Origin of the sequence: Chryseobacterium aahli (assembly GCF_022699665.1) — a bacterium.
Classification (GTDB): domain Bacteria; phylum Bacteroidota; class Bacteroidia; order Flavobacteriales; family Weeksellaceae; genus Chryseobacterium; species Chryseobacterium aahli.
In genome coordinates, this window is the sequence record NZ_JALDNB010000012.1 from 15,919 (window position 1) to 38,375 (window position 22,457).

The following is a 22,457-nucleotide window of genomic DNA, read 5'->3' on the forward strand; positions in this document are numbered from 1 at the left end:
TTTTATGGTTTGTAGTTGTACGTGTTTTCCTTTAATATCTTTCCTTCTTCATCAATAACTTTTTCCAGTCTGCCGGCAGAATCATATTTGTAGATTTCTCTAATTCCTGATGGTGGCGTAAGGGTCGTCACCCCAATCAAAGGATCATACGTAATGGTTGCCATCTGGAAACTTTTAAAGTTGACATCATTTCTAAGGGCATCCAAAGCAGCAATCAGACTGCTCTCGGTTGCAGGATTTGCAGCATCAGAGTTGGATGCATTAATGATGGCAGTAATCAGAGAATTGTTTTTGATGTTGTCATACAATGCACCTTCTATTTTAGCAATGGGCTGCGTTTTATGATACCCCCAAATGATCGAAGTGGGTTTGCCATCCTTTGTCGTGTATTGCAATACATTCCCCTTATCATCATATTGATCGTAGATCAATTCGGTTTTCAGAGGATTATTGGCTTGAGATTCTTTTATCAATTTTGGTAAATACGATACATTATCAGACCAGGTGTTAGAATAATCTATTTCTTTGGTATTGAGCAGAATATCATTTTTGAATGTTTCTATTTTTTTGATCTCAGAAATACGGTTTTGAGAATAACCCGAGTTGTTCCCGATGTCATAGTAGAACTTTTTTTTGATGTTACTTCCATCACTCGTGGTAACCCCATGTTGGGCTATCTTCTTATTGGTGTTATTATATTCAAAAGTTTCATTTTGCTCCATCATTTTTTGAGTAGCCCCTTCATAAAAATAATTTCTGGTAGTTTTATTGGTGAGTTTTGCCCAACCGTATGCGGATATTAACGGATAAAAATCGATATCATTAACAGGAGAAGTTCCTAATAAATGAGATTTAGAAAAAGAGTCACAAGAAAAAGAATTACCACATTCCAAAATTTCAGTTTGTGCCATCTGCTGTGCTGCAAGATATCCCTGAAAACTATGGTTGGGTTTCAATCTTCCCTGAAACAGCATTCCGTCTGGCCTATTGAATCTGTACCCATATGTTTTTTCATAATTTTCAAACGAATAGGTATTGAGAGTTTCATTAAGCAGTCTGCCAGACTCATTTTTTATTCTTTCTTCTAACAAAAGTCCTCTTTTGTAATCAATGTTTTTAGAAGGCAAATAGGGTTTGGTATATGTAATTAATTCTGTTTCAGGATAATCAATAGGAGATGAGAAAACCTGTTCTGTAGATCCTAATCCGGTTTCTATGATTCTGACGTTTTTATATCCTACACTGCTTCCCTGTGTAAATACCTGTTCCTGGTTTGATATAACAAATTTTGATAAGTACTGGTAATCTTGACTATTAATTTGATATGAAGAATAGGGAGGTAATTCGCACTTTGTTCCTAATTGTTTTACAAATCTATATTCTTCGAACTTTGGCTTTCCAAAAACAAGAGATCCACTGCTTTTAAAACGATCAGAATGGAGATTGTAATGATATATTTTTTCTTTATTTGGGTTGATATTTTGATTAGGTACCTCATAGTAATCTTGAGGTATCTCACCATTAAAATATCCAATTTTTTTAATTCTGTTTCCACCTCCATACAGAAATTTATTATTTTGATTGAAACTGTGATAGTTTACGGTCATATTATCCGTATCAGTATAATTTAACTCAAAATTAAGTCTTGTAAGTACATATTGAGTATTGGGCTCCAGAATAAATTCTTTACAGCAATTAGCTTCGGGCAGTATACAATGTATCGACCCGATAGGTATATTTTGTCCATTTACAATTTTAGAAATATGGAATGTTCTTGTCCAATTAGAATTATTATCCAAAACAATACTTGGATACACTATTATTTTTCTCTTTTCAGTTGAGATAGGTATACTATGTGTGCTTGAACTATTCGTAAAATAGTAGGGTACAGTTTCTATAAAAGTACTGTTGTCAGGATTCTCGGCAAAATCATTAATAGGCTCATTACCTGTAAAAGAATACTGATTTGTTTCAAAAAGAAAGACTGCAGATCCTCTGGTAGGATATTTAATCCTTTGTAATACATCATAAGTACTTACATGAGGTGATGCCTCCCTCATGTAAGTGATATCTTGTGCATTACAATTATCCGAATTAAAGGTGTTAAAATAGCCCCAGAAATCTCTGCCAAATACAGAAGGATTACCGGAAGAGCTGCTTCTTTTATAGTAAAATTCATGTTTTTCTGTGCCGCTTTGATTAGGATAACTCTTAACAATTGACTTCAAAAACATTCTTTTGACAATAATTTGATTATAATCATAATCTAATGTAAACTTTGATACAAGAGATTGGTTGATGTTTTTTAATTTGATCTCCTTTAAGAATGGAGTACTTGCGTTTGTAGAGTAGTCATCTCGACCCGTGAGGTATGTAAAATCAATGATTGCTTTGTCAGCTATAGTGATCGTTTTAATTTTTTTTGTTGTAACAATATTATTATTGCTTACTGTTGATTCCATAGGTGGAATTTCATTCCAGCAGTTAGCATATTTCATTGCATTCATGCCAGCATCGTCATATTCATTTCGGGTTTTATTGTATTGCAGATTATTTTCTTTAAAAACTGTGTCATCGTATGAAATGTCAAAAACCGTTTTATTATTAGAATCAATCACTTTAGTTAGATGAAATGAACTTCTAAAGGCTTTGTCATCACTATGTGTATTGGAACTCACGTAATTATTGTTTTGAATCGTTAGATGCAACCCGTCTGATGATTTTGCAGTAGTTTCATAAACATCAAAAATGTACTTGTATCCTTTTTCATCAAATATTGTAAAACCTGTCGGTGTATAGGGCTGATTATAGTACGTTTCAAAATTAGTCTGAATATGTAAACGGTAATCATTCAGAGGCTCAACAATTAATTGGTTATCTATCCTTTTCAAATAAAAACTACCGGTATTACCCATAAAATTAAATTGCCAAAGATCATGTTCTGTATCATACTTTCCGTTTTCTACAGTTTCCCAGTAATATTCGTTAGCAATATTTGGATTGTTTTGTTCAAAATTTACCGGATTTTGAATCCATTGGTAATAGATATTATTATGATTGTTAACAGTTGTATGATACATTCCAACTTTACCACTTTGATTTGTTCCCGCCATGACCAATTCTTCATCGGGTAACCCTCTCACAGTCCTGGATACAGTTCCTCCCGCAAAAACACTCCATCCCAATCCCACATCTCCGGCAACATTATCAGCTTTCACATTTCCTGGATGATATTTTAATGAAATATCTAGTTCGATATCTTTTGAATGTGTAGAAAGTTTGTATAAAGGGATGCTGATATCAGGAGTTCCTGTATAACCACTCACGGGTATTTCCTCAAATTTCATCAGTGAACTTACAGAAGGAGATGGCGGTACTATTTTAGGTAATTCATTAGATATTTCCGGATTTGCAGATTGCGCAAAAACCAGATAAAAACTATTTAATAATAATATGATGCATAATTTTCTCATAATCTATTTTTTAATCAATTTAGCATTTGCTGTTTTATTCGTATCCGTTTTTATCGTCACCAGATACGCTCCCTGAATCAGATTCTGAGTATTAATCTTAGTCACTTTATTCTTGGTTTTCAGGCTTTGAAGCTGTCTTCCCCCCATATCATATAACGTAATATCAGCTTCCTTAAAATCAAAACCGATCTCCGCATAACAATAATCAGAGACAGGATTCGGATAAATCTTAATATCCAGTTTTTCAATCAGCTGATCCAACTGCTTATCTCCAAGCTTCACAATCTTCCAGTTCTCTTTTCCTAATTCCTCAGCACTTGTTCCTGCCAGAATGATAGAACCGTCTCTGTTTAATTTAATATCAGATAACCTTTCCTCCTTTTTTCTTGATTCACCTTTCACATGCTTTCTCCACTGTTCATTACCATCCTGATTCAAATAAAGCATCCAAAATGTTTCATCATCTGCTTCTATTCTTCCTTCCGCCTGCGTGTAACCACCCAATAAAATCCCTTTTGAGTTCTTATCGTCTCCTGTTTTTACCACATTCATGCCCATCAGAACATCTCTGTTCTTAAAGTTGTAAGACTTTTGCCACAACTCTTCACCTCTATCGTTCAATGAGATCAACCATATATCAGTACCTTCTTCAATGCTCACAGATTTATTTCCCGATCTTTCAGATCTCGATTCTCCGCCAACAATAAATCCTGTAGAAGTCATCGCCAGAGTTCTTAAATGATCATCTCCTTTACCACCGAAGTTTTTTTCCCATTCTACTTTTCCGTCTTTGCTCAGCTTCACCACCCAAAAATCACCTTCACCGAAATTTTCTGTTTTTTTTGATCCACCTGCATTACTTCTTGAATAAATTCCGAGCAATGCTCCTCCGTCAACTGTAGGAATCATTTTTTCTACCTCGTCTAATCCTCTTCCGCCTAAAATGATTTGTGAAAGTTCTTTCCCGTTTTTATCAATTCTTGAGATAAAAACATCTTTCGATCCGTAACCTTTCGGTGCATTCTGCACATTTCCTGCAACAAAAAATCCAAAATCTGTAGTCTGAATAACCGCCCTGGCTTCTTCATCCTGAGAAGTCCCCAAAGTTTTCTGCCATAGCTCATCACCAAATTCATTGATTCTGATCAACCATAAATCTGAGCCTCCTTTAGCATCCTCTTTTTTGTCTAACCCTTTTCCGGAGTAAGAAGTCCCGGCCAACAGAAAACCACCTTCCTGAGTAGCGACCGTTGCAGAAAGAAAATCATGGTTCTGTCCGGAGAAATATTTTTCCCAGACTTCTTCACCTTGTTGGTTGAGTTTTATCAAGTGGAAATCGTAACCGTTATTTTGTTTGTTTTCGGAAGTGATTTTTTTCGATTGAATAGAGCTTCCTGTAATGAGGTATTGCTGATCGATTGTTGTGGTGACCTGCGAAAGAAAATCCTGAGTAGAAGATTTAATGTCTTTCTGCCATACCACATCCTGAGCATACCATACTGCGGCAGTGCATAGTAGAGCTGCACTCATGTAGATTTTTTTCATGATTTATGTTTTTATTTTAAGTTATTTTTTGCTAAGATAAAAATATTTTGAACTCCTGCTATAAGGGAAACCTTAAAAGAAGTAAATATTGATTATAATTTAATTTCTGATGTTTTTCATATCATTTATTGTTTTTAAATTCTTTATGGCAAATATCAACATCTAATGCGACAGAAGGTGACGTATTATTTTAATTGAATATTGATATCATAAAAAAACCTTCCAATTCATTGGAAGGTTTTATAGTATATAATGTAAATCTTATTTTATAATCCGAATTGTTTTGCAAACAAATCAGGGAAAACCCCCAAAGCAACCAACGATACGATAATCGCTACTGCAACGATATTATATGTAATCGTTACTTTTTCTGAAGTTTTGAAAGTGGTTTCTTTAAAGAAGAACATCGCAATAATCAGTCTTAAATAATAAGCAATAGAAATCGCCGAACCTAAAACCGCTACGATTACTAAGAACGTATTGTCATCTTTTGTCAACGCCTGAGCAAACAATGAGAATTTACCCATAAACCCTGCCGTCAACGGAATTCCCGCCATTGATAATAAAGAGATGGTTGCAACAACAGCCAGTAAAGGTTCTGTTTTTGCCAATCCTTTGAAAGCTCCGAAAGAAGTTTCTCTTTTCACTTTTTCTACCCAGATCAGACACATAAAAACTCCAACGGTAGAAAGAGAGTAGGCGAATAAGTAGAATGCTAAAGTATATGTAGAAAGCGCATTCATGCCGAAGAAAACCAAACCGATATATCCTGCATGAGAAACTGACGAGTATGCCAACATTCTTTTTGCATTGGTTTGTGCAAGTCCCATTACATTGGCAAGAACCAAAGTGATGATTAAGAAAACACCAAGAATATTAATCCATTCAGCGGTAACGCCAGAGAATCCTATCGTCATTAATCTGAACAGTGCAAAGAATCCTGAGATTTTCACCACACTTGCCATAAAAGCCGTAATCAATGAAGGCGAACCAGCGTAAACATCAGGGCTCCACATGTGGAACGGTGCCAAAGCTACTTTGAATGACATTGCACAAAGCATTAGGATAACTCCTAAAATCAACATAATATTTTTAGGATTCGTGATCGTAAATTCCTGAATTCTATATAAATCGAAAGTTCCTGTACTTCCGTAGATAAATGCAATACCAAACAATAGGAAACCTGTTGCAAATGCACCCATCAGGAAATATTTAATAGAAGCTTCGTTTGATCTTAAATCTGTTTTGTTCGCTCCCGCCATTACGTACAACGGAATAGAAAGGATCTCAACGCCTAAGAACAAAGTCACTAAGTTTTGGAAACCGAAAAGGATGATTCCGCCACAAAGAGCAAACAACATTAATGCATACAATTCTGACTGGTGGCTTCTGTGATTGCTGAATGCAAAACCTCCCAGAAAGAACAAGAGTAAAGTCGTTACAATAGAAATCTTTGTGAATAAAGCAGCATTTGCGCTGAATTCATACATGTGTCTGTACTGCTCAAAGAATGAAGCTTCCGGTAAGAAACTCACATACAAGGCAATGATTAATCCAAAAATCCCAATGTATCTTGCGAATTTTCCATGCTCAAAAACTCCCGAAAATAACGCAGCAACTGCAGTTAGGAAAACAATAATTAAAACACTCATAATTTATATTTGAGATGAGAAGGTTTAAAGTTTTTAGTTTAAAGTTTTCAGTTCAATGTTGAACTTTTTACCCGGCTCTTTTTACTTTTTACCTCTTAATTCTTTAATCTTTTACTATTTAAATTTTAGTTAATCATTGAAGTATAAATAAACTTCAGTGAACTACTTACCATATCAATGACCGGCTGAGGAAAAACTCCCAATACAATTACAAATACTGCAATACTTGCCAATACCGAAAATTCTACTGCTGATAAATCTTTTGCTGTGCTTAAGACTGCATCGTCTCCCTGTCCGAACATTGCTTTTCCGTAGAATCTTAAAAGATACACTGCACAAAGAATAACGGTAAGACCGGCAATTACTGAAGCCAGTACATTAAAGTCGAAGATCGATTTAATCAAAATAAATTCTCCGATGAAACCATTCGTCAATGGAACGCCCATTGAACCTAATATGATAATCAAAAACAAAACGGCAAACTTCGGAGCGACTTTCGCCAAACCTCCCATCTGTCTGATGTCTCTTGATTTAAATCTTTTGTATAAAATATCAGCACAGAAGAATAAACCAGCCACGTTAATACCGTGAGCAAATGTCTGTACCAAAGCTCCTTCCGCTCCTTCAATCGTAAATGTTCCTCTTAAAGTAAGCACTGCTGATGAGAAAATACCTGCCACCATCAATCCAACGTGAGAGAAAGAAGAATAAGCAATGATTCTCTTCATATCAGTCTGGATAATCGCAATCAATGCTCCGTGAACAATTCCTACAATCGCTAAAATAATTACAATCTGTCCGGAAATTCCGAAGATTGCGGTTGGCGTAATTGGAAGAAGATAACGAAGTACACCATAGATTGCCATTTTAAGCATAATCCCTGATAACAACATCGATCCCTGAGTAGGAGAGTAGGTATAAGTATCCGGCTGCCAAGTGTGGAAAGGGAAAACCGGAAGTTTTACTGCAAATGCAAAGAAAATAAACCAGAAAACAATGATTTGCTGAGTCTCGCCAAGGTCTGCATTATACAGATCTGTTAAAGCAAATGATGCTGAATGTGTGTAAACGTAGATTAAACCTGCCAGCATAAACAAAGATCCTACGAAAGTATACACGAAGAATTTTGTTGTGAACTCCAGTCTTTTGTTTTCCTGACCCCAAAGTGCGGCGATAAACCAGATCGGAATCAAAGTTACTTCCCAGAAAATGTAGAACAACAATCCGTCTAAAGCGGTGAAAACACCAACCAATCCGAACTGCATCAGCAAAATCAGACCGTAGAAAGAATTTTTATAGCTTACATTTTCGTTAAAAGATGATAAAATAATGATCGGCATCAAAATATTGGTCAGCAATAAAAGAAGCAAGCTCATTCCGTCAATTCCGAAATGAAGATTACTTTTTATAAATTGTGACCAAGGATAGTTGATCTCGTACTGCAATACGCTGTCTACGGTTGGATTAAAATCAAAATCCGAAACAACGTAAAATGTAAGCAGCATTTGAATCAAAGCAATTCCTAATGCCAGGTATTTGCTGGAAGTATTCTTCCATGCAAAGACCAATCCCGAACCTACTAGAGGTAAAAGTAATAATGTTAATAGTAAATAAGACATTATTGTAATATAAAGTTAACAATCAGTATAATTCCCACAGCTAAAGACATGATCAGAATGTAGTTTTCTACATTTCCGTTCTGTATACGCTTCATCGATCTTCCGCTGTCTTCAGCGCCTTCTCCGATGTAGTCTACAAAACGATCCAACACGCCTTTGTCAAACATTTTTCCGCCACGTCCCAGTCCTTCAACAGTTTTTACAATTAATGCATTGTAAAGCTCGTCAACGTACAGTTTCTTAGCAGAAAGTTTTTCCCATCCTGTATAATCGTCTTCAGCGATAGCTCTTTTTTTCTTATTTACATAAGTATTTTTCACGATAAACCAAACTGCAAAAAACATTGCAACAGTTGCTCCTAAAAGAATAAATTCAGTGCTTTCTGCTACGCCTGTAAGGGTAGTTTCCATTTGCTTAAAGCTTTCCGGTGTCAATACTGGTTTCAGCCATTCCATTAATTTAGCATAATGACCGTGACCGATAAAGTGAGGAAGGTTAATGAAACCTCCAACCACTGAAAGGATTGCCAAAACGATTAACGGTAAAGTCATACTTGTAGGACTTTCGTGTAAATGATGTTTCTGTTCGTCCGTACCTCTGAAATCTCCGTGGAAAGTCAGGTAATACAGTCTGAACATATATGTTGCAGTAACAGCTGCTAAGATAAATAACATCACCCAGTAAATTGGGTTTTTAGCATAAGCTGCTACTAAAATTTCGTCTTTTGAAATCATCCCTGATAATAAAGGGAATCCCGAGATGGCTAAAGTTCCGATCAGAAAAGTTGCGTGGGTAATTGGAATGTATTTTTTCAAACCTCCCATGAAACGCATATCCTGTTCGTTGCTCATTGCGTGGATTACAGAACCTGCACCCAAGAATAACAAAGCTTTAAAGAAAGCGTGTGTCATTACATGGAACATTGCTGTTGTATAAGCTCCCAAACCTAAAGCGATGAACATGAAACCAAGCTGTGAAACTGTAGAATATGCCAATACTTTTTTGATGTCGTTTTGACGAAGTGCATAGAAACCTGCCAATGCTGCAGTTAAGAATCCGATTAATAAAATTCCGTCTTGTACGGTGGGCGCTAAAGTAAATAAGAAGTTTGATCTTACTACCAAATAAATACCTGCCGTTACCATCGTCGCCGCATGAATTAATGCAGAAACCGGAGTCGGACCGGCCATAGCATCGGGTAACCATGTATATAAAGGAACCTGAGCAGATTTTCCTGTAGCACCGATAAATAAACTCGCTGTGATAAATATGATGATCGTTCCATCTAATTCAAATTTCCCTGCGTTTTGAGCGACCGTTAAATAATCAACAGCGTTTGTCTGAGAAGCAATCATAAAGATTCCAATCAACAAAGCAAGGTCACCAATTCGGTTCATGATGAAAGCTTTTCTTGCTGCTTTCCCATATTCTTCGTTCGTGTACCAGAAACCAATCAGTAAATAAGAACACAAACCTACACCTTCCCATCCGATGAATAAGATTAAGTAGTTGCTTCCCATTACCAAAAGTAACATTGAGAAGATAAACAGATTTAAATAAGTAAAAAACTTATAGAAACCTTTATCATGACTCATATATCCGATAGAGTAGAGGTGAATCAAAGATCCGATTCCTGTGATAATCATGACCATCATTAATGACAGCTGATCGATCTGGAAACCGAAGTTGATTTGAATTCCGTTGACTCTGAACCATTCAAAAGCTCTTACGATTACGGGCTGGTTTTCAGAATTGAAATTCATGAAAATGCTTACTGCAATACAGAACGGAATAAAAACCATTGCTGTAGCCAGAGAACCAACCACTATTTTTGGAAGATTTTTTCCGAATAAACCGTTAATAAGAAAACCTAAAAGTGGTAAAAGTATTATTGCATAGACTAAATTCTCCATTCTTTATCCTCTTAATTTATTAAATATACTTACATCCACAGAACGGGTATTTCTATAGAGCATCGCAATAATTGCCAAACCTACAGCAACTTCTGCAGCAGCAACCACCATAATGAAGAAAACTAAAAGTTGTCCGTCACTGTTACCGTTGTACGCCGAAAATGCAGCTAACAAAAGGTTTACAGAATTAAGCATAAGCTCCACACAACCCAAAATTACAATTGCATTTTTTCTCAGCAATACTCCCAAAACCCCAAGACAGAACAATACTGACGAAAGGATAATGAAATATTCCAGAGGGACGCTTTGCATAAAAGTATTTACTTCTCCCATAATTTATAAATCTTTTTTACCGATTAATACCGCACCTACAATCCCTGCTAAAATCAGGATGGAAGCAAGCTCAAACGGCAAAACATATTCGTTGAATAAAAGTCTTCCCAGATTCTTCGTAAGACCAACACCTTTGTCTACGTTTTCTACGACCAAATGTTTCTCCTGAACTCCTCTGAAAACACCTAAAACCCCAATTAACAAAAGACCTGCAGTAAAAACTCCAACAAACTTTAAAGTATTGTTCTTCTTACTTTCGTCTTCTTTATTAAGGTTAAGCATCATCAGTATATAAAGGAATAAAACCATGATCGCACCTGCGTAAACGATGATCTGTATGATAGCCAAAAACTGAGCATTCAGAAGAATGTACATTCCGGCAATTGAAAACATTGTAACAATTAATGACAGAATAGCGTAGAGAGGATTTCTCGCAAATACGAAGTAAACCGCACTTGACACTGCTAAAAACGCCACCAAGAAAAATAAAAACTGATCCATTATTTTACCGCATTTTTTTGTTTCTCGGACTGTCTTTCTGTGATGTCAATCCTTTCATTAATTTTTTCAACCAATTTATCTTTTCCATAAATGAAAGAACCTCTGTTGGTTTCTACATCCACCAAACGGTCAGTCAAATAAATTGCAGATTTCGGACAAGCTTCTTCACACATTCCGCAGAAAATACATCTCAACATATTGATTTCATATACTGATGCATATTTTTCTTCTCTGTAAAGATCTTTTTCTTCTCTTGTTCTTTCTGAAGCCGTCATTGTAATTGCTTCGGCAGGACATGCCACCGCACACAAACCACAAGCTGTACATCTTTCTCTGCCTTCTTCATCTCTTTTCAGAACGTGCTGACCTCTCCAGATATCTGCTCTCGGTTTTTGTACTTCCGGATAAGAATAAACATTCGGAGCACGTTTTACAACGGTTCTCACAGCATGCTTAAAAGTAATCCCCATTCCCTTGAAAATCGCCGGAAGGTAGATTTTCTCAGAAAAGGTCATTTCTTTATTCGAAACAACTTTTGATCTGTTTGTAAGTTTCATTTATTTATAGATGTTAGATGTTAGACTTTAGATTTTAGACCAATCTTGTCTGTTATCTTAATTTATATTCAATTTTATTTAATTTCCAAAAGCTAAAATTACAGCTCCAGTAATCATCAGGTTAACCAATGCCAATGGAATTAATGTTTTCCATCCTAAGTGCATCAATTGGTCGTATCTGAATCTTGGAAGCGTCCATCTGATCCACATAAAGATCAAAATTCCGACTATAGTTTTCGTTAAAAATGCTACAATACTTAAAATTCCCGCTGCATTTTCTCCCCAGTTCTGAGTGACCCACTCAATTCCAGGATAATTGTAACCTCCGAAGAAAAGAACTACGATAAATGCATTTGAAATGAACATGTTTACATATTCACCAAACATATATAATCCTAACTTCATTGAAGAATATTCTGTTGAATATCCTGTAACCAATTCAGATTCACATTCTGGTAAATCGAAAGGGTGACGGTTGGTTTCTGCCAAAGCCGATACAAAGAAAATTAAAAATGCTAAAGGTTGGTAAAGTATATTCCAATTTAATCCGTCTATCTCAAAAAGACCCCAGATTTTCCCTGAAGTCTGAGTTTCAGTAATTACTTTTAAATCTAAACTTCCTGACATCATGATGATAGAAAGTAACGCAAGACCCATCGCCAATTCGTAAGAAATCATCTGCGAAGAAGCACGGATTGCACCCAGTAATGAATACTTATTGTTGGAAGCCCAGCCTCCGATCATAATTCCGTAAACTCCGATAGAAGCCATACCGATAATGAATAGTACACCTACATCAATATTAGCAACCTGTAGATCGAAAGATTCACCACCAATATTCAAAGTTTTACCCCAAGGAATCACCGCTCCGGTAATCAATGAAATAAACATCACCAATGCAGGTCCCAATACAAAAAGGAATCTTTCTGCATTTTGAGGGGTAAAATCTTCTTTAAAGAAAAATTTCCCACCATCTGCAAGAGGCTGCAGCAAACCGAATGGTCCAGATCTGTTAGGTCCGATTCTGTCCTGCATGATTGCCGCCACTTTTCTTTCTGCCCAGGTAGAGTAGGCCGCTATCGTTAATGATAACAGGAAAAGTGCCAGTACAAGTATTAATTTAAATGTAAGTAAATCCATTTTTTATTTTAGAAATTAGAAATTAGAAGTTAGAAATTAGAGGCTAGATTAAATCTGCTATCTAATGTCTGAAATCTGATGTCTTTAAAATTATTTTTCGTCTTTTTCGCTGATTTCTTTCGCCATCGGATTGTCTAAAACTCTCAATTCGTCTTTAGGTTTCTCGTAATGGTTCAATGAAATAACTGAATGTCTGTCAATATGTCTCGGACCTTCAATGTTCCAGTCGGATAAATTTTTTCTTTCAAAACGACAAGTGTCACAGATAAATTCTTCAACTTCTCCCCACTGATCTTTTCTTGCAGTAACTCTTACAATCTCGTCACCTTTCATGTAAACAGTAGCTTTCCCTGAACATTTATCACATTTACAAGAAGCGTTCATTGGCTTTGTAAACCAAACTCTGCTTGCAAAACGTGCTGTTCTGTCAGTTAAAGCTCCTACCGGACAAACGTCGATGACGTTTCCGATAAAGTCATTATCTAAGGCTTTATTTAAATAAGTAGAAATTTCAGCATGATCTCCTCTGAACAAAATTCCGTGCTCACGCTCACCAGTCAATTGATTCGCCGCTAGAACGCATCTTGCACATAAGATGCAACGGTTCATATTCAACTTAATGTGTGGACCTAAGTCGTCAGCTTCGTATGTATTTCTCTTAAATTCAGTTCTGGTTTCAAGATTTCCGTGCTCGTAACCTAAATCCTGAAGATGACATTCTCCAGCCTGATCACAAACCGGACAATCTAATGGGTGATTCACCAACAAAAATTCAGTAACGGCTTTACGACCTTCCTGTGCTTTATCAGAAGAAAGGTTTTTCACTTCCATTCCGTCCATCACATTCGTTCTGCAGCTTGCTACCAATTTAGGCATCGGACGCGGGTCTGCTTCCGAACCTTTAGAAACCTCTACCAAACATGTTCTACATCTTCCTCCACTGGCTTCCAATTTGCTGTAATAGCACATTGCTGGTGGTACAGATTTTCCACCGATTTGTCTTGCTGCTTCCAAAATAGAAGTTCCAGGCAAAACTTCAGCAGTCTGTCCGTCTATCGTTATTTTAAATTTCTTAACCTCTTCGCTCATATTCTTTCGCTTTATAATGCGCTAAGCAATAGTTCTATTTATTAATTAAAATCAAATTACTTTGACTTTTTTGCTGTATTAAAAGTATATCCGATTCCAAAATTAACTTGTGCAAAAGTGAAATCCTGACTTGCTTTATCTGAAAATCCGCTTAATCTTGTTTTAACATCCGGAAGATTAATGTAGCCATATTTTACTTCTACTCTTGCTACAATGTGTCTCCACAAAATAAAATTAAGGTTGGTTCTTGCATCTAATCCGAAACCTGCTACATGAAATCTGTCGCTTCTTTCGTAACCAAATAATTTAGCATTGGTCTTCGGAAATAAAACTCCTGCACCTGCACCATAACCCCAATTGATATCAAAATTCTTCGTATGTAATAGATTTTTATATTTTTCTAAACCGAAGTTGATATAATTCAAACCATCGGTATGCTCATACGTTAAAAACTGCTCATCAGATAAATCAATCTGACCATTTTTTACCATTTTAGCAAATTCAGGGTTGTCTATACGTCCTGAAAAATCTACCGTCTGATCTTGATCCATCACATATTTCATGTGGTCTAATCCTCCTACAATTGCCAAATTATCTTTAATAAAATAGGCGATTCTTACATTCGTCTGAGGAATTGTAATTCTTCCCGGATTAAAATAAGTTCCCCAATCAAACTTTGTCTGTCTGTCGTGAGCAACCACATTATTCAACTGAAAATCATACCCATCTCCTTTAAATCTAATATCAGATTTGCTGTATTTAGCAAAATTCCAACCCCAAAATAAAAGAACGCTCCCTTTTTTGAAAGTTTTGTTATTATTTACCCTAATTCCATCTCCAAGTTCTACACTTTTTTGATCATTATGTTCTTGTCCAAAAACAAAATTCGACATCAATAATCCAACAACAATTAACTTCTTCAAAATTTCAATCTCTATTAATTACTTGCTGCAACTGGAATCGGGTCTGCATAATTGGCTAAACCGTAATTCTGAGTTTGACTTAATTCAGGATTTTTCACATGCCACTCAAATTCATCTCTGAAATGACGAATCGCTGCTGCTACAGGCCATGCTGCTGCATCACCCAATGGACAAATGGTGTTTCCTTCGATTTTTCTCTGGATATCCCAAAGCAAATCGATGTCTTCCATTTTTCCTTCTCCTTTTTCTATTTTCTTTAAAATCTTGTGCATCCATCCCGTTCCTTCGCGGCAAGGAGTACACTGTCCGCAACTTTCGTGATGATAAAATCTCGCCAAAGTCATGGTATGTTCTACAACACACTGGTCTTCATCCAAAACAATAAAACCTCCAGAACCCATCATCGTTCCGGTAGCAAAACCACCGTCAGCAAGAGATTCATAGTTCATATATCTTGGTTCACCGTTTACGGTTTTCAATAATAAGTTTGCCGGAACAATCGGAACTGAACTTCCTCCTGGAATACAAGCTTTAAGCTTTTTCCCATTTGGAATTCCGCCACAATATTCGTCAGAGTAAATGAATTCTTCAACCGTAATGGTCATGTCGATTTCGTAAACTCCGGGCTTATTGATATTTCCGCAAGCAGAAATTAATTTTGTACCTGTAGATCTTCCAACACCTATTTTAGCATATTCTGCTCCTGTAATATCAATAATCGGAACGATTGCTGCGATAGATTCAACGTTGTTTACAACCGTCGGTCTTTCCCAAAGTCCTTTTACAGCCGGGAAAGGTGGTTTTAATCTTGGGTTTCCTCTTTTTCCTTCAAGAGATTCAAGTAAAGCCGTTTCTTCACCACAGATATAAGCTCCGCCACCTCTCTGAACATAAATTTCACAATCGAAACCTGTTCCTAAGATGTTTTTACCTAAAAATCCTGCAGCTTTAGCTTCTTCAATTGCCTCTTCCAAAATATCAGGAATCCATGAATATTCTCCACGGATGTAGATATAAGAAACATTTGAACCTAAAGTGTAGGACGAAATCAACATTCCCTCAATCAAAAGATGAGGAAGAAATTCCATTAAATATCTGTCTTTGAAGGTTCCCGGTTCAGATTCATCTGCATTGACTACCAAGTGTCTTGGTACACCTTCCGGTTTTGCCAGAAAGCTCCACTTCATTCCCGTAGGAAAACCTGCACCACCACGACCACGAAGACCTGAAACTTTTACTTCTTCAAGAATTTCTTCGGGTGTCATTTTCAAGGCTTTTTCTGCTGCAGTGTAACCTCCCTGTTTACGGTAAGTTTCATAATAGCGGATGCCTTCGATGTGTGCGTCTTTAAGTAAAAGTTTTTTACTCATTTTAATATGCTTATTGCAATTGGCTTTTGGCTTCTTGCATTTAATTGTTAAAAATGAAATTTATATTAGCCCAAATCAACTTGTCCTTCTCTGCAAAGATCAATGATTTCGTCAACTTTTTCTATGGTTAAATTTTCGTGATAGAACTTTCCTAACTGCAACATTGGAGCATATCCACAAGCACCCAAACATTCAGCTGGCTTTAATGTAAACATGCCGTCTGCGGTAGTTTCGCCGTCTTTAATGTTCAGCTTTGTTCTGATGTGGTCTAGTATTTTTTCGCTTCCACAAACCATACAAGGTCCGGTTCTGCATACTTCTAAAACATATTTACCCACCGGTTTCATATTGAACATGGTATAGAAAGTTGCCACTTCATACACTTCAATCGGCTTAATACTCAATAATTCAGCAACATAATCCATTACAGGAACGTCTAACCATCCTCCAAATTCTTTCTGTGCAATATGCAACACAGGAAGAAGAGCCGATTTTTGTTTTCCTTCAGGATATCTAGCGATAATTTTATCTACCTGCTGTAAACTTTCCGGTTTAAAAGCTATTGTTTCGCTCATTTCTTATCTAAGATTTCAGATGCCAGATTTCAGACATCAGATTTTAAATTTATATATAAAGCGAAGAGTCTAACATCTTAAGTCTGATGTCTGACGTCTTCTTTTTATGCGTCTAATTCTCCCGCAATGATATTCATACTACACATCGTAACGATGGCGTCTGAAATAACAGAACCTGTAATCATCTCAGGATAAGCCTGATAATAAATGAAACAAGGTCTTCTGAAGTGCAATCTGTAAGGTGTTCTACCACCGTCGCTCACTAAATAGAATCCTAATTCTCCGTTTCCGCCTTCTACTGCGTGGTAAACTTCTCCTTTCGGAACATCAGTTTCTCCCATTACAATTTTGAAGTGATAGATCAAAGCTTCCATTTTCTGATAAACATCCGCCTTTTCAGGAAGATAGAAATCAGGAACATCTGCGTGGAAAGGTCCTTCAGGAAGATTATCGTAAGCCTGGTTGATTATTTTTAATGATTCCCAAATCTCTTGTTGACGAACCATAAAACGGTCATACGTATCACCTGCAGTTCCTACAGGAATGATAAAGTCAAAATCTTCGTAAGAAGAATATGGTTCTGCAACTCTTACATCATAATCAACACCTGCTGCACGTAAGTTCGGACCTGTAAAACCATAGCTTAAAGCTCTTTCAGCAGAAATTGCTCCTGCACCAATGGTTCTGTCCATGAAAATTCTATTTCTTTCTAACAACTGACCGAATTCAGCAAATCTAGCCGGAAAGGTTTTTAAGAAATCTTTCAACAACTCATGGAATTTTGGAGTGAAATCTCTTTCAAAACCTCCGATTCTGCCCATATTGGTCGTCATTCTTGCACCGCAAATCTGCTCGTACATATCATAAATACGTTCTCTTTCTATGAACATATAAGTCAATCCTGTAATTGCACCTGCATCCATTCCGGTTACCCCGTTACAAATCAAGTGATCACCGATTCTTGCCAATTCCATCAAAATAACACGCATATAATCTACACGCTTTGGAACTTTGATACCGATTAGCTTTTCAACCGTCATGTGCCATCCTAAGTTATTGATAGGAGCTGAACAATAGTTCATACGGTCAGTAAGGGTAGTGATTTGAGAATAGTTTCTTCTTTCAGAAATTTTCTCAAAAGCTCTGTGAATATAACCAACCGTTTGCTCAGCATGAAGAATTCTCTCTCCATCCATTGTCAACACGTTCTGGAAAATTCCGTGTGTTGCAGGGTGTGTAGGACCAAGATTCAGGGTATAAAGCTGCCCGTCAATCTGTTCTTTACTTTCGTGTTGGTTAAGTATATTAGATAATGAGTTATCTTTCATAATATATAATTGATAATTGATAGGAGATAATTGATCATACATCAATCATCATTAATCATTTATATTTTTTTATCTTCCGAACATTGCATCATCCTTGTCGGTTCTTGTACCGTCTTCAAGGCGATATTCCTTCAACATAGGGTGGTATCCAAGATCTTCCATATTTAAAATTGGTCTTAAATCCGGATGTCCTTTAAATTTAATTCCGTAGAAATCAAAAGTTTCTCTTTCCATCCAGTTAGCTCCAGCATATAATTCAGTCAAAGAATCTACCTCAATGTTTTCTCTTGACATGAAAATCTTCAAACGCAATCTGAAGTTGGTCATCATGTTTTGTAAATGATACACTACACCAATTTCTTTTTCAGGAAATTCTGGGTAATGGATTCCACAAACGTCTGTAAGGAAATTGATTTCCAATGAAGAGTCTTTCAAATAATGAATGACTTTTTTAATGTCTTCCTTTTTAATTTCAATTGTCAGCATTCCGTAAGGTTCTGAACTTGAAATTACAGTTTCCGGAAATTCTCTCGTAATTGCTTCTAATACAAATTCGTTCGTCATTTCTCTTAGTTGCTAATGTTATAAGAGTCTAGTAAATGCTGATATTCCGGCGTATCTCTTCTTCTGATGCTTTCGCTTTCTGCCAAAGCCTGAACCTGCATTACGCCTTCAATAATCTGCTCCGGTCTTGGCGGGCATCCTGGAACATAAACGTCTACCGGAATAATTTTATCAATTCCCTGTAAAACAGAATAACTGTCAAAAATGCCACCACTTGACGCACATGCTCCAACAGCTACAACCCATTTTGGCTCAGCCATTTGAGTGTAAACTTCTTTTAAAACAGGTCCTAATTTTTTAGAGATAGTTCCGCAAACCATCAGCATATCTGCCTGTCTTGGTGAGAAAGAGTTTCTTTCCATACCAAATCTTGAAGCATCATATGTAGGGTTTAGCGTCGCCATAAATTCGATACCACAACAAGAAGTTGCAAAAGGTAGAGGCCAAAGTGAAAACTTTCTAGCCATACCGATTACACTACTCAGTTTTGTTGCAAAAAAACCTTCTCCTTCAAATCCTTCGGGAGCTGGTGCATCTGTTCTTATAATTGGTTTTTGATCTGACATTTTGTTGATTTTAATATTCTAATTTAGATTCCAAATTACGGTTAATGTTAACCTTAGTTCGATTGTGTTTATCTAAATCTCTTATTTAAAATGATGATGAATTTATTTATCCCAGTCTAGCGCACCACGTTTCCAAACATAGAAAAATGCAAGGAAGAAAATGGCTACGAACATTAGTACTGCAAAAAAACCTTCAACTCCAAACTCTCTGAAGTTGACAGCATACGGATAAAAGAATACGATTTCGATATCAAACAATACGAAAAGTACTGCCGTTAAGAAATATTTAATGGAGAATGGAGTTCTTGCATTCCCTTCAACAGGAATACCACATTCCCAGCTTGAGTTCTTTACAGAATTCCCTTTTTTCTGCTGTGGACCCAAAAAATGAGCGCCTAATAAAGAAATGGCAACAAAACCAATGGCTACACCGGCTTGTATGAGTATTGGAATATAACTTTCAGGTAAATTCATTTTTACATTATTATCTCAAGTTGCAAATTTAGGCAATAAACAATAAAGCATGAAATTAATCAACTTAAAAGTCTGATGAAAATAGGAAAAACCGATAATTTAGAATCAATAAAAATAGCAGTTACTTCTTCAGTTTTTTGAGGAGAGAGAACGCCATAAATGAAATGTAACCAAAAAGCACACTCGCATATAAAATGTTGATGATGGTATTTGTGCGGTCATCTTCAGACTGTAAAAAGAGATTGTAAGAGACGAAACCGGCAATTAAAATTGCGAAAACGATGAGATGTATTTTCATATCAGAATTTTAAAGAATAGGTTCTTCTTCTTTTATGATTAACTGGGTTGTAATCTTGCCAAAGTACCTGCACGCTTTTGTTTTCTTCTAGTTCTGGGTTGGTTTCGGCGAAATCGATCCCCATGTTATTGAAACGAACAAAGATTTCTTTAAAAATAATTGCCGTCACACCACGCCTTTGATACTCCGGATGAATTCCGATCAGATAAAAATTGGCTCTGTCGTTTTTCTTTTGAGCTTGCATAAAATGCCACCAGCCAAATGGTAGAAGTTTTCCTTTAGCTTTCTGTAATGCTTTAGAATACGAAGGCATCGTCACTGCAAAAGAAACCAGTTCATCATGTTCATCAACAACACAAATCACATAGTTTTTAGCAATCATCGGGAAGAACTTTTCTTTGTAAGTCTTAATTTGTTCTTCGGAAATAGGAGTGTAGGTTGAAAGATGTTTGTAGGTTTCATCAAGCAACTTAAACATAGGTTTTACGTACGGTAAAATTTCTTCTTTGCTTTGGAAATCTAGAACTCTTAATTTATATTTTTCAGCAATCAGTTTGCTGAATTTCTCTACTTTCGGAGGGAGAATTTTAGGGAAATTCATCTCAAATTCTACCCATTCTTTTTCTTTTACAAGTCCAAGATTTTCGATATGCTGAGGGTAATATTCATGATTGTAAATTCCGATCATCGTGGCAATTTTTTCAAACCCGAACGTCAGCATTCCTGCTTTGTCAAGATTTGTGAAACCCATCGGCCCTTCAATATTGTCGATCTGATGCGACTTGGCATAGTTGATCACGGTATCTATCAATGCTTTTGAAACTTCTTTATCATCAATAAAATCAATCCATCCGAAACGAACTTTTCTGATACCAAGTTCTTTTTCTTCTTTATGATTGATGATTACGGCAATTCTTCCAACTATTTTCTTGTCTTTCCATGCCAAAAACTGCTTTGCTTCAGAATACTGCAAGGCAGGATTTTCCTGAGAATTCCACACGTTCAACTCGTCTTTCACAAAAGAAGGAACATAATATGGGTTGTTTTTGTACAAATCCATCGGGAATTTTACAAATTGTTTTAATTCGTTAGGTGTTTTTACTTCAAGAATTGAAACTTCTGACATAGTATTTTGGGGTAATTTCTACCACAAATATAATTAATAATTGTTAATACTTTGGCACAATTATTACATCTCATAATAGAATTATTATATTTTAAATATCAGAAAAAATGACAGGTTATTATCTTATTATAGGAATCTCAATGCTCCTAAGCTGGCTGGTTTCCTCAAGATTGAAATCTAAATTCGAGTATTACTCAAACGTACATCTTAGAAATGGACTTTCAGGAAAAGAAGTGGCAGAAAAAATGTTGAGAGATAACGGAATCAACGATGTTCAGGTAATATCGGTTCCGGGGCAACTCACAGATCATTATAATCCAGCAGACAAAACAGTGAATCTTTCAGAAGGTGTTTATATGCAGAGAAATGCAGCGGCAGCGGCGGTTGCGGCTCATGAATGTGGTCATGCAGTACAACACGCAGTTGGTTATTCGATGTTGCAGTTGAGATCCAAATTAGTTCCGGTAGTAAGTATCAGTTCTAATTTAATGCAATTTGTTTTGATGGGAGGTATCGTTGTAATGGCGATGAGCGGAAACAAAATAGTACTTCTGATTGGAGTCATTATGTTTGCATTGACAACACTTTTTGCATTCGTAACACTTCCGGTGGAATATGATGCAAGTAACAGAGCGATGAAATGGCTGAAAGATACAGGGACAGTAACTGCTGAAGAATTTGTTGGAGTGAAAGACAGTCTGACCTGGGCGGCAAGAACCTACTTGGTAGCAGCTCTTGGATCATTGGCGCAGCTTCTGTATTTCGCTTCTTTACTAATGGGCGGCAGAAGAGATTAAAATTTAGTCTTTAAAATCAAAAGAAATATGTTGCATCTCAGAAAGTTTTTCTGAGATGTTTTCTTTTTGCGCTGTTTTTAAAGTAGCGGTAAGAATACAGTTTTCATCAGCATCAAAATTCAAAACTTTTGCGTCAAACTTTGAAAGTAAAGTGAAAATTACATTTTGCTGATTGAAGTTAAACTGAATTTCAATCTCGATTTCTAATTCTTTAGTGATGATTTTAGCTTCTTCTAAAGTGATTTTAGCAGATTCTTTATACGCTTTTACCAAGCCTGAAACTCCCAGTTTTGTACCACCATAATAACGCACGCTGATGACCAAAATATTGGTGATTTCATTTGCTAAAAGTTGATTGTAAATGGGTAGGCCTGCACTTCCAGAGGGTTCTCCATCATCATTTGCGCGATAATTTTCTCCATTCAAACCCATTCGGAAAGCATAACAATGATGAGTCGCTTTTGGATGTTCTGATTTTACTTTTTCTAAAGCATTTTTAAGTTCAGTTTCATTATTTACCGGAAAAGCAAAACCTATAAATTTGCTTCCCTTTTCTTTGAGAAGTATGTTTTCAATAGGTTTATCAATGGTTTTATATTCGTGTATCATTTCCT

21 protein-coding genes are annotated in these 22,457 nt (G+C 36.3%); 1 reads left to right on the forward strand and 20 read right to left on the reverse strand.

The window, feature by feature from the left end; all coding sequences use genetic code 11:
* Positions 1 to 2: 2 nt before the first annotated feature.
* From MQX03_RS17050 to MQX03_RS17140, 19 genes are all read right to left on the reverse strand, one after another.
* Positions 3 to 3,473, reverse strand: a complete 3,471-nt coding sequence (locus MQX03_RS17050) for a hypothetical protein (protein WP_242804480.1) — start codon at positions 3,471 to 3,473, stop codon at positions 3 to 5.
* 3 nt (positions 3,474 to 3,476) lie between these two features.
* Complete coding sequence (locus tag MQX03_RS17055) at positions 3,477 to 5,018, reverse strand: T9SS type A sorting domain-containing protein (protein ID WP_242804481.1); 1,542 nt, start codon at positions 5,016 to 5,018, stop codon at positions 3,477 to 3,479.
* A gap of 266 nt (positions 5,019 to 5,284) precedes the next feature.
* On the reverse strand, positions 5,285 to 6,670 hold the full coding sequence (locus MQX03_RS17060; RefSeq protein WP_242804482.1) for an NADH-quinone oxidoreductase subunit N: 1,386 nt from the start codon (positions 6,668 to 6,670) through the stop codon (positions 5,285 to 5,287).
* A gap of 125 nt (positions 6,671 to 6,795) precedes the next feature.
* Positions 6,796 to 8,289, reverse strand: coding sequence for a complex I subunit 4 family protein (locus MQX03_RS17065; protein WP_242804483.1), 1,494 nt, complete (start codon positions 8,287 to 8,289; stop codon positions 6,796 to 6,798).
* On the reverse strand, positions 8,289 to 10,202 hold the full coding sequence (gene nuoL / locus MQX03_RS17070; protein WP_242804484.1) for an NADH-quinone oxidoreductase subunit L: 1,914 nt from the start codon (positions 10,200 to 10,202) through the stop codon (positions 8,289 to 8,291). The genes MQX03_RS17065 and nuoL overlap by 1 nt, the downstream gene beginning before the upstream one ends.
* Positions 10,203 to 10,205: 3 nt before the next feature.
* On the reverse strand, positions 10,206 to 10,535 hold the full coding sequence (gene nuoK / locus MQX03_RS17075) for an NADH-quinone oxidoreductase subunit NuoK (protein ID WP_047447237.1): 330 nt from the start codon (positions 10,533 to 10,535) through the stop codon (positions 10,206 to 10,208).
* Positions 10,536 to 10,538: 3 nt separating this feature from the next.
* Positions 10,539 to 11,036, reverse strand: coding sequence for an NADH-quinone oxidoreductase subunit J family protein (locus tag MQX03_RS17080; protein WP_242804485.1), 498 nt, complete (start codon positions 11,034 to 11,036; stop codon positions 10,539 to 10,541).
* Complete coding sequence (locus MQX03_RS17085; protein ID WP_076452809.1) at positions 11,036 to 11,593, reverse strand: NuoI/complex I 23 kDa subunit family protein; 558 nt, start codon at positions 11,591 to 11,593, stop codon at positions 11,036 to 11,038. Before MQX03_RS17085 ends, MQX03_RS17080 begins: the two co-directional genes overlap by 1 nt.
* 78 nt (positions 11,594 to 11,671) lie before the next feature.
* Positions 11,672 to 12,733, reverse strand: a complete 1,062-nt coding sequence (nuoH, locus tag MQX03_RS17090) for an NADH-quinone oxidoreductase subunit NuoH (RefSeq protein WP_129534832.1) — start codon at positions 12,731 to 12,733, stop codon at positions 11,672 to 11,674.
* Positions 12,734 to 12,823: 90 nt separating this feature from the next.
* Entirely contained in the window at positions 12,824 to 13,822 is a 999-nt protein-coding gene (locus tag MQX03_RS17095; protein ID WP_129534831.1) for a 2Fe-2S iron-sulfur cluster-binding protein, read from the reverse strand.
* Positions 13,823 to 13,878: 56 nt separating this feature from the next.
* A complete protein-coding gene (locus MQX03_RS17100; RefSeq protein WP_242804486.1) occupies positions 13,879 to 14,745 on the reverse strand; it encodes a hypothetical protein in 867 nt (288 codons plus the stop codon).
* 14 nt (positions 14,746 to 14,759) lie between these two features.
* Positions 14,760 to 16,115 carry an NADH-quinone oxidoreductase subunit NuoF gene (nuoF, locus tag MQX03_RS17105; protein WP_129534830.1) on the reverse strand — a complete coding sequence of 452 codons (1,356 nt, stop codon included), beginning with the start codon at positions 16,113 to 16,115 and terminating at the stop codon, positions 14,760 to 14,762.
* A gap of 65 nt (positions 16,116 to 16,180) precedes the next feature.
* The gene (locus MQX03_RS17110) at positions 16,181 to 16,690 is read right to left on the reverse strand and encodes an NADH-quinone oxidoreductase subunit NuoE family protein (RefSeq protein WP_129534829.1); all 510 of its coding nucleotides are present in this window, start codon (positions 16,688 to 16,690) and stop codon (positions 16,181 to 16,183) included.
* A 104-nt stretch (positions 16,691 to 16,794) separates the two neighbouring features.
* Positions 16,795 to 18,018 (reverse strand): NADH dehydrogenase (quinone) subunit D, encoded by a 1,224-nt coding sequence (nuoD, locus tag MQX03_RS17115; RefSeq protein ID WP_047447218.1) that lies wholly within the window; start codon positions 18,016 to 18,018, stop codon positions 16,795 to 16,797.
* 69 nt (positions 18,019 to 18,087) lie between these two features.
* The gene (locus MQX03_RS17120) at positions 18,088 to 18,582 is read right to left on the reverse strand and encodes an NADH-quinone oxidoreductase subunit C (RefSeq protein ID WP_129534828.1); all 495 of its coding nucleotides are present in this window, start codon (positions 18,580 to 18,582) and stop codon (positions 18,088 to 18,090) included.
* A 5-nt stretch (positions 18,583 to 18,587) separates the two neighbouring features.
* Positions 18,588 to 19,148, reverse strand: coding sequence for an NADH-quinone oxidoreductase subunit B (locus tag MQX03_RS17125; protein WP_047447216.1), 561 nt, complete (start codon positions 19,146 to 19,148; stop codon positions 18,588 to 18,590).
* A gap of 102 nt (positions 19,149 to 19,250) precedes the next feature.
* Entirely contained in the window at positions 19,251 to 19,622 is a 372-nt protein-coding gene (locus MQX03_RS17130) for an NADH-quinone oxidoreductase subunit A (protein ID WP_047447213.1), read from the reverse strand.
* A 121-nt stretch (positions 19,623 to 19,743) separates the two neighbouring features.
* Positions 19,744 to 19,920 carry a hypothetical protein gene (locus MQX03_RS17135; protein ID WP_242804487.1) on the reverse strand — a complete coding sequence of 59 codons (177 nt, stop codon included), beginning with the start codon at positions 19,918 to 19,920 and terminating at the stop codon, positions 19,744 to 19,746.
* Position 19,921: 1 nt separating this feature from the next.
* Positions 19,922 to 21,046 carry a GTP cyclohydrolase gene (locus MQX03_RS17140; RefSeq protein WP_129534827.1) on the reverse strand — a complete coding sequence of 375 codons (1,125 nt, stop codon included), beginning with the start codon at positions 21,044 to 21,046 and terminating at the stop codon, positions 19,922 to 19,924.
* Positions 21,047 to 21,153: 107 nt separating this feature from the next.
* Between MQX03_RS17140 and MQX03_RS17145 the strand changes: the two genes are divergently transcribed.
* A complete protein-coding gene (locus MQX03_RS17145) occupies positions 21,154 to 21,843 on the forward strand; it encodes a zinc metallopeptidase (protein ID WP_129534826.1) in 690 nt (229 codons plus the stop codon).
* Between the two features lie 3 nt (positions 21,844 to 21,846).
* On the opposite strand, the gene MQX03_RS17150 is transcribed toward MQX03_RS17145, so the two are convergent.
* Positions 21,847 to 22,452, reverse strand: a complete 606-nt coding sequence (locus MQX03_RS17150) for an IMPACT family protein (protein WP_242804488.1) — start codon at positions 22,450 to 22,452, stop codon at positions 21,847 to 21,849.
* Positions 22,453 to 22,457 lie beyond the last annotated feature (5 nt).

Bases quoted from the DNA above. Each gene is read 5' to 3' on its own strand.
- nuoL (WP_242804484.1), bottom strand. From the start codon at position 10,202: ATGGAGAATTTAGTCTATGCAATAATACTTTTACCACTTTTAGGTTTT.
- MQX03_RS17080 (WP_242804485.1), bottom strand. From the start codon at position 11,036: ATGGATCAGTTTTTATTTTTCTTGGTGGCGTTTTTAGCAGTGTCAAGT.
- MQX03_RS17145 (WP_129534826.1), top strand. From the start codon at position 21,154: ATGACAGGTTATTATCTTATTATAGGAATCTCAATGCTCCTAAGCTGG.
- nuoD (WP_047447218.1), bottom strand. From the start codon at position 18,018: ATGAAAGATAACTCATTATCTAATATACTTAACCAACACGAAAGTAAA.
- MQX03_RS17085 (WP_076452809.1), bottom strand. From the start codon at position 11,593: ATGAAACTTACAAACAGATCAAAAGTTGTTTCGAATAAAGAAATGACC.
- MQX03_RS17060 (WP_242804482.1), bottom strand. From the start codon at position 6,670: ATGAGTGTTTTAATTATTGTTTTCCTAACTGCAGTTGCTGCGTTATTT.
- MQX03_RS17140 (WP_129534827.1), bottom strand. From the start codon at position 21,046: ATGTCAGAAGTTTCAATTCTTGAAGTAAAAACACCTAACGAATTAAAA.
- nuoK (WP_047447237.1), bottom strand. From the start codon at position 10,535: ATGGGAGAAGTAAATACTTTTATGCAAAGCGTCCCTCTGGAATATTTC.
- nuoF (WP_129534830.1), bottom strand. From the start codon at position 16,115: ATGAGTAAAAAACTTTTACTTAAAGACGCACACATCGAAGGCATCCGC.
- nuoH (WP_129534832.1), bottom strand. From the start codon at position 12,733: ATGGATTTACTTACATTTAAATTAATACTTGTACTGGCACTTTTCCTG.
- MQX03_RS17110 (WP_129534829.1), bottom strand. From the start codon at position 16,690: ATGAGCGAAACAATAGCTTTTAAACCGGAAAGTTTACAGCAGGTAGAT.
- MQX03_RS17065 (WP_242804483.1), bottom strand. From the start codon at position 8,289: ATGTCTTATTTACTATTAACATTATTACTTTTACCTCTAGTAGGTTCG.
- MQX03_RS17135 (WP_242804487.1), bottom strand. From the start codon at position 19,920: ATGAAAATACATCTCATCGTTTTCGCAATTTTAATTGCCGGTTTCGTC.
- MQX03_RS17120 (WP_129534828.1), bottom strand. From the start codon at position 18,582: ATGACGAACGAATTTGTATTAGAAGCAATTACGAGAGAATTTCCGGAA.
- MQX03_RS17055 (WP_242804481.1), bottom strand. From the start codon at position 5,018: ATGAAAAAAATCTACATGAGTGCAGCTCTACTATGCACTGCCGCAGTA.
- MQX03_RS17150 (WP_242804488.1), bottom strand. From the start codon at position 22,452: ATGATACACGAATATAAAACCATTGATAAACCTATTGAAAACATACTT.
- MQX03_RS17095 (WP_129534831.1), bottom strand. From the start codon at position 13,822: ATGAGCGAAGAGGTTAAGAAATTTAAAATAACGATAGACGGACAGACT.
- MQX03_RS17125 (WP_047447216.1), bottom strand. From the start codon at position 19,148: ATGTCAGATCAAAAACCAATTATAAGAACAGATGCACCAGCTCCCGAA.
- MQX03_RS17130 (WP_047447213.1), bottom strand. From the start codon at position 19,622: ATGAATTTACCTGAAAGTTATATTCCAATACTCATACAAGCCGGTGTA.
- MQX03_RS17050 (WP_242804480.1), bottom strand. From the start codon at position 3,473: ATGAGAAAATTATGCATCATATTATTATTAAATAGTTTTTATCTGGTT.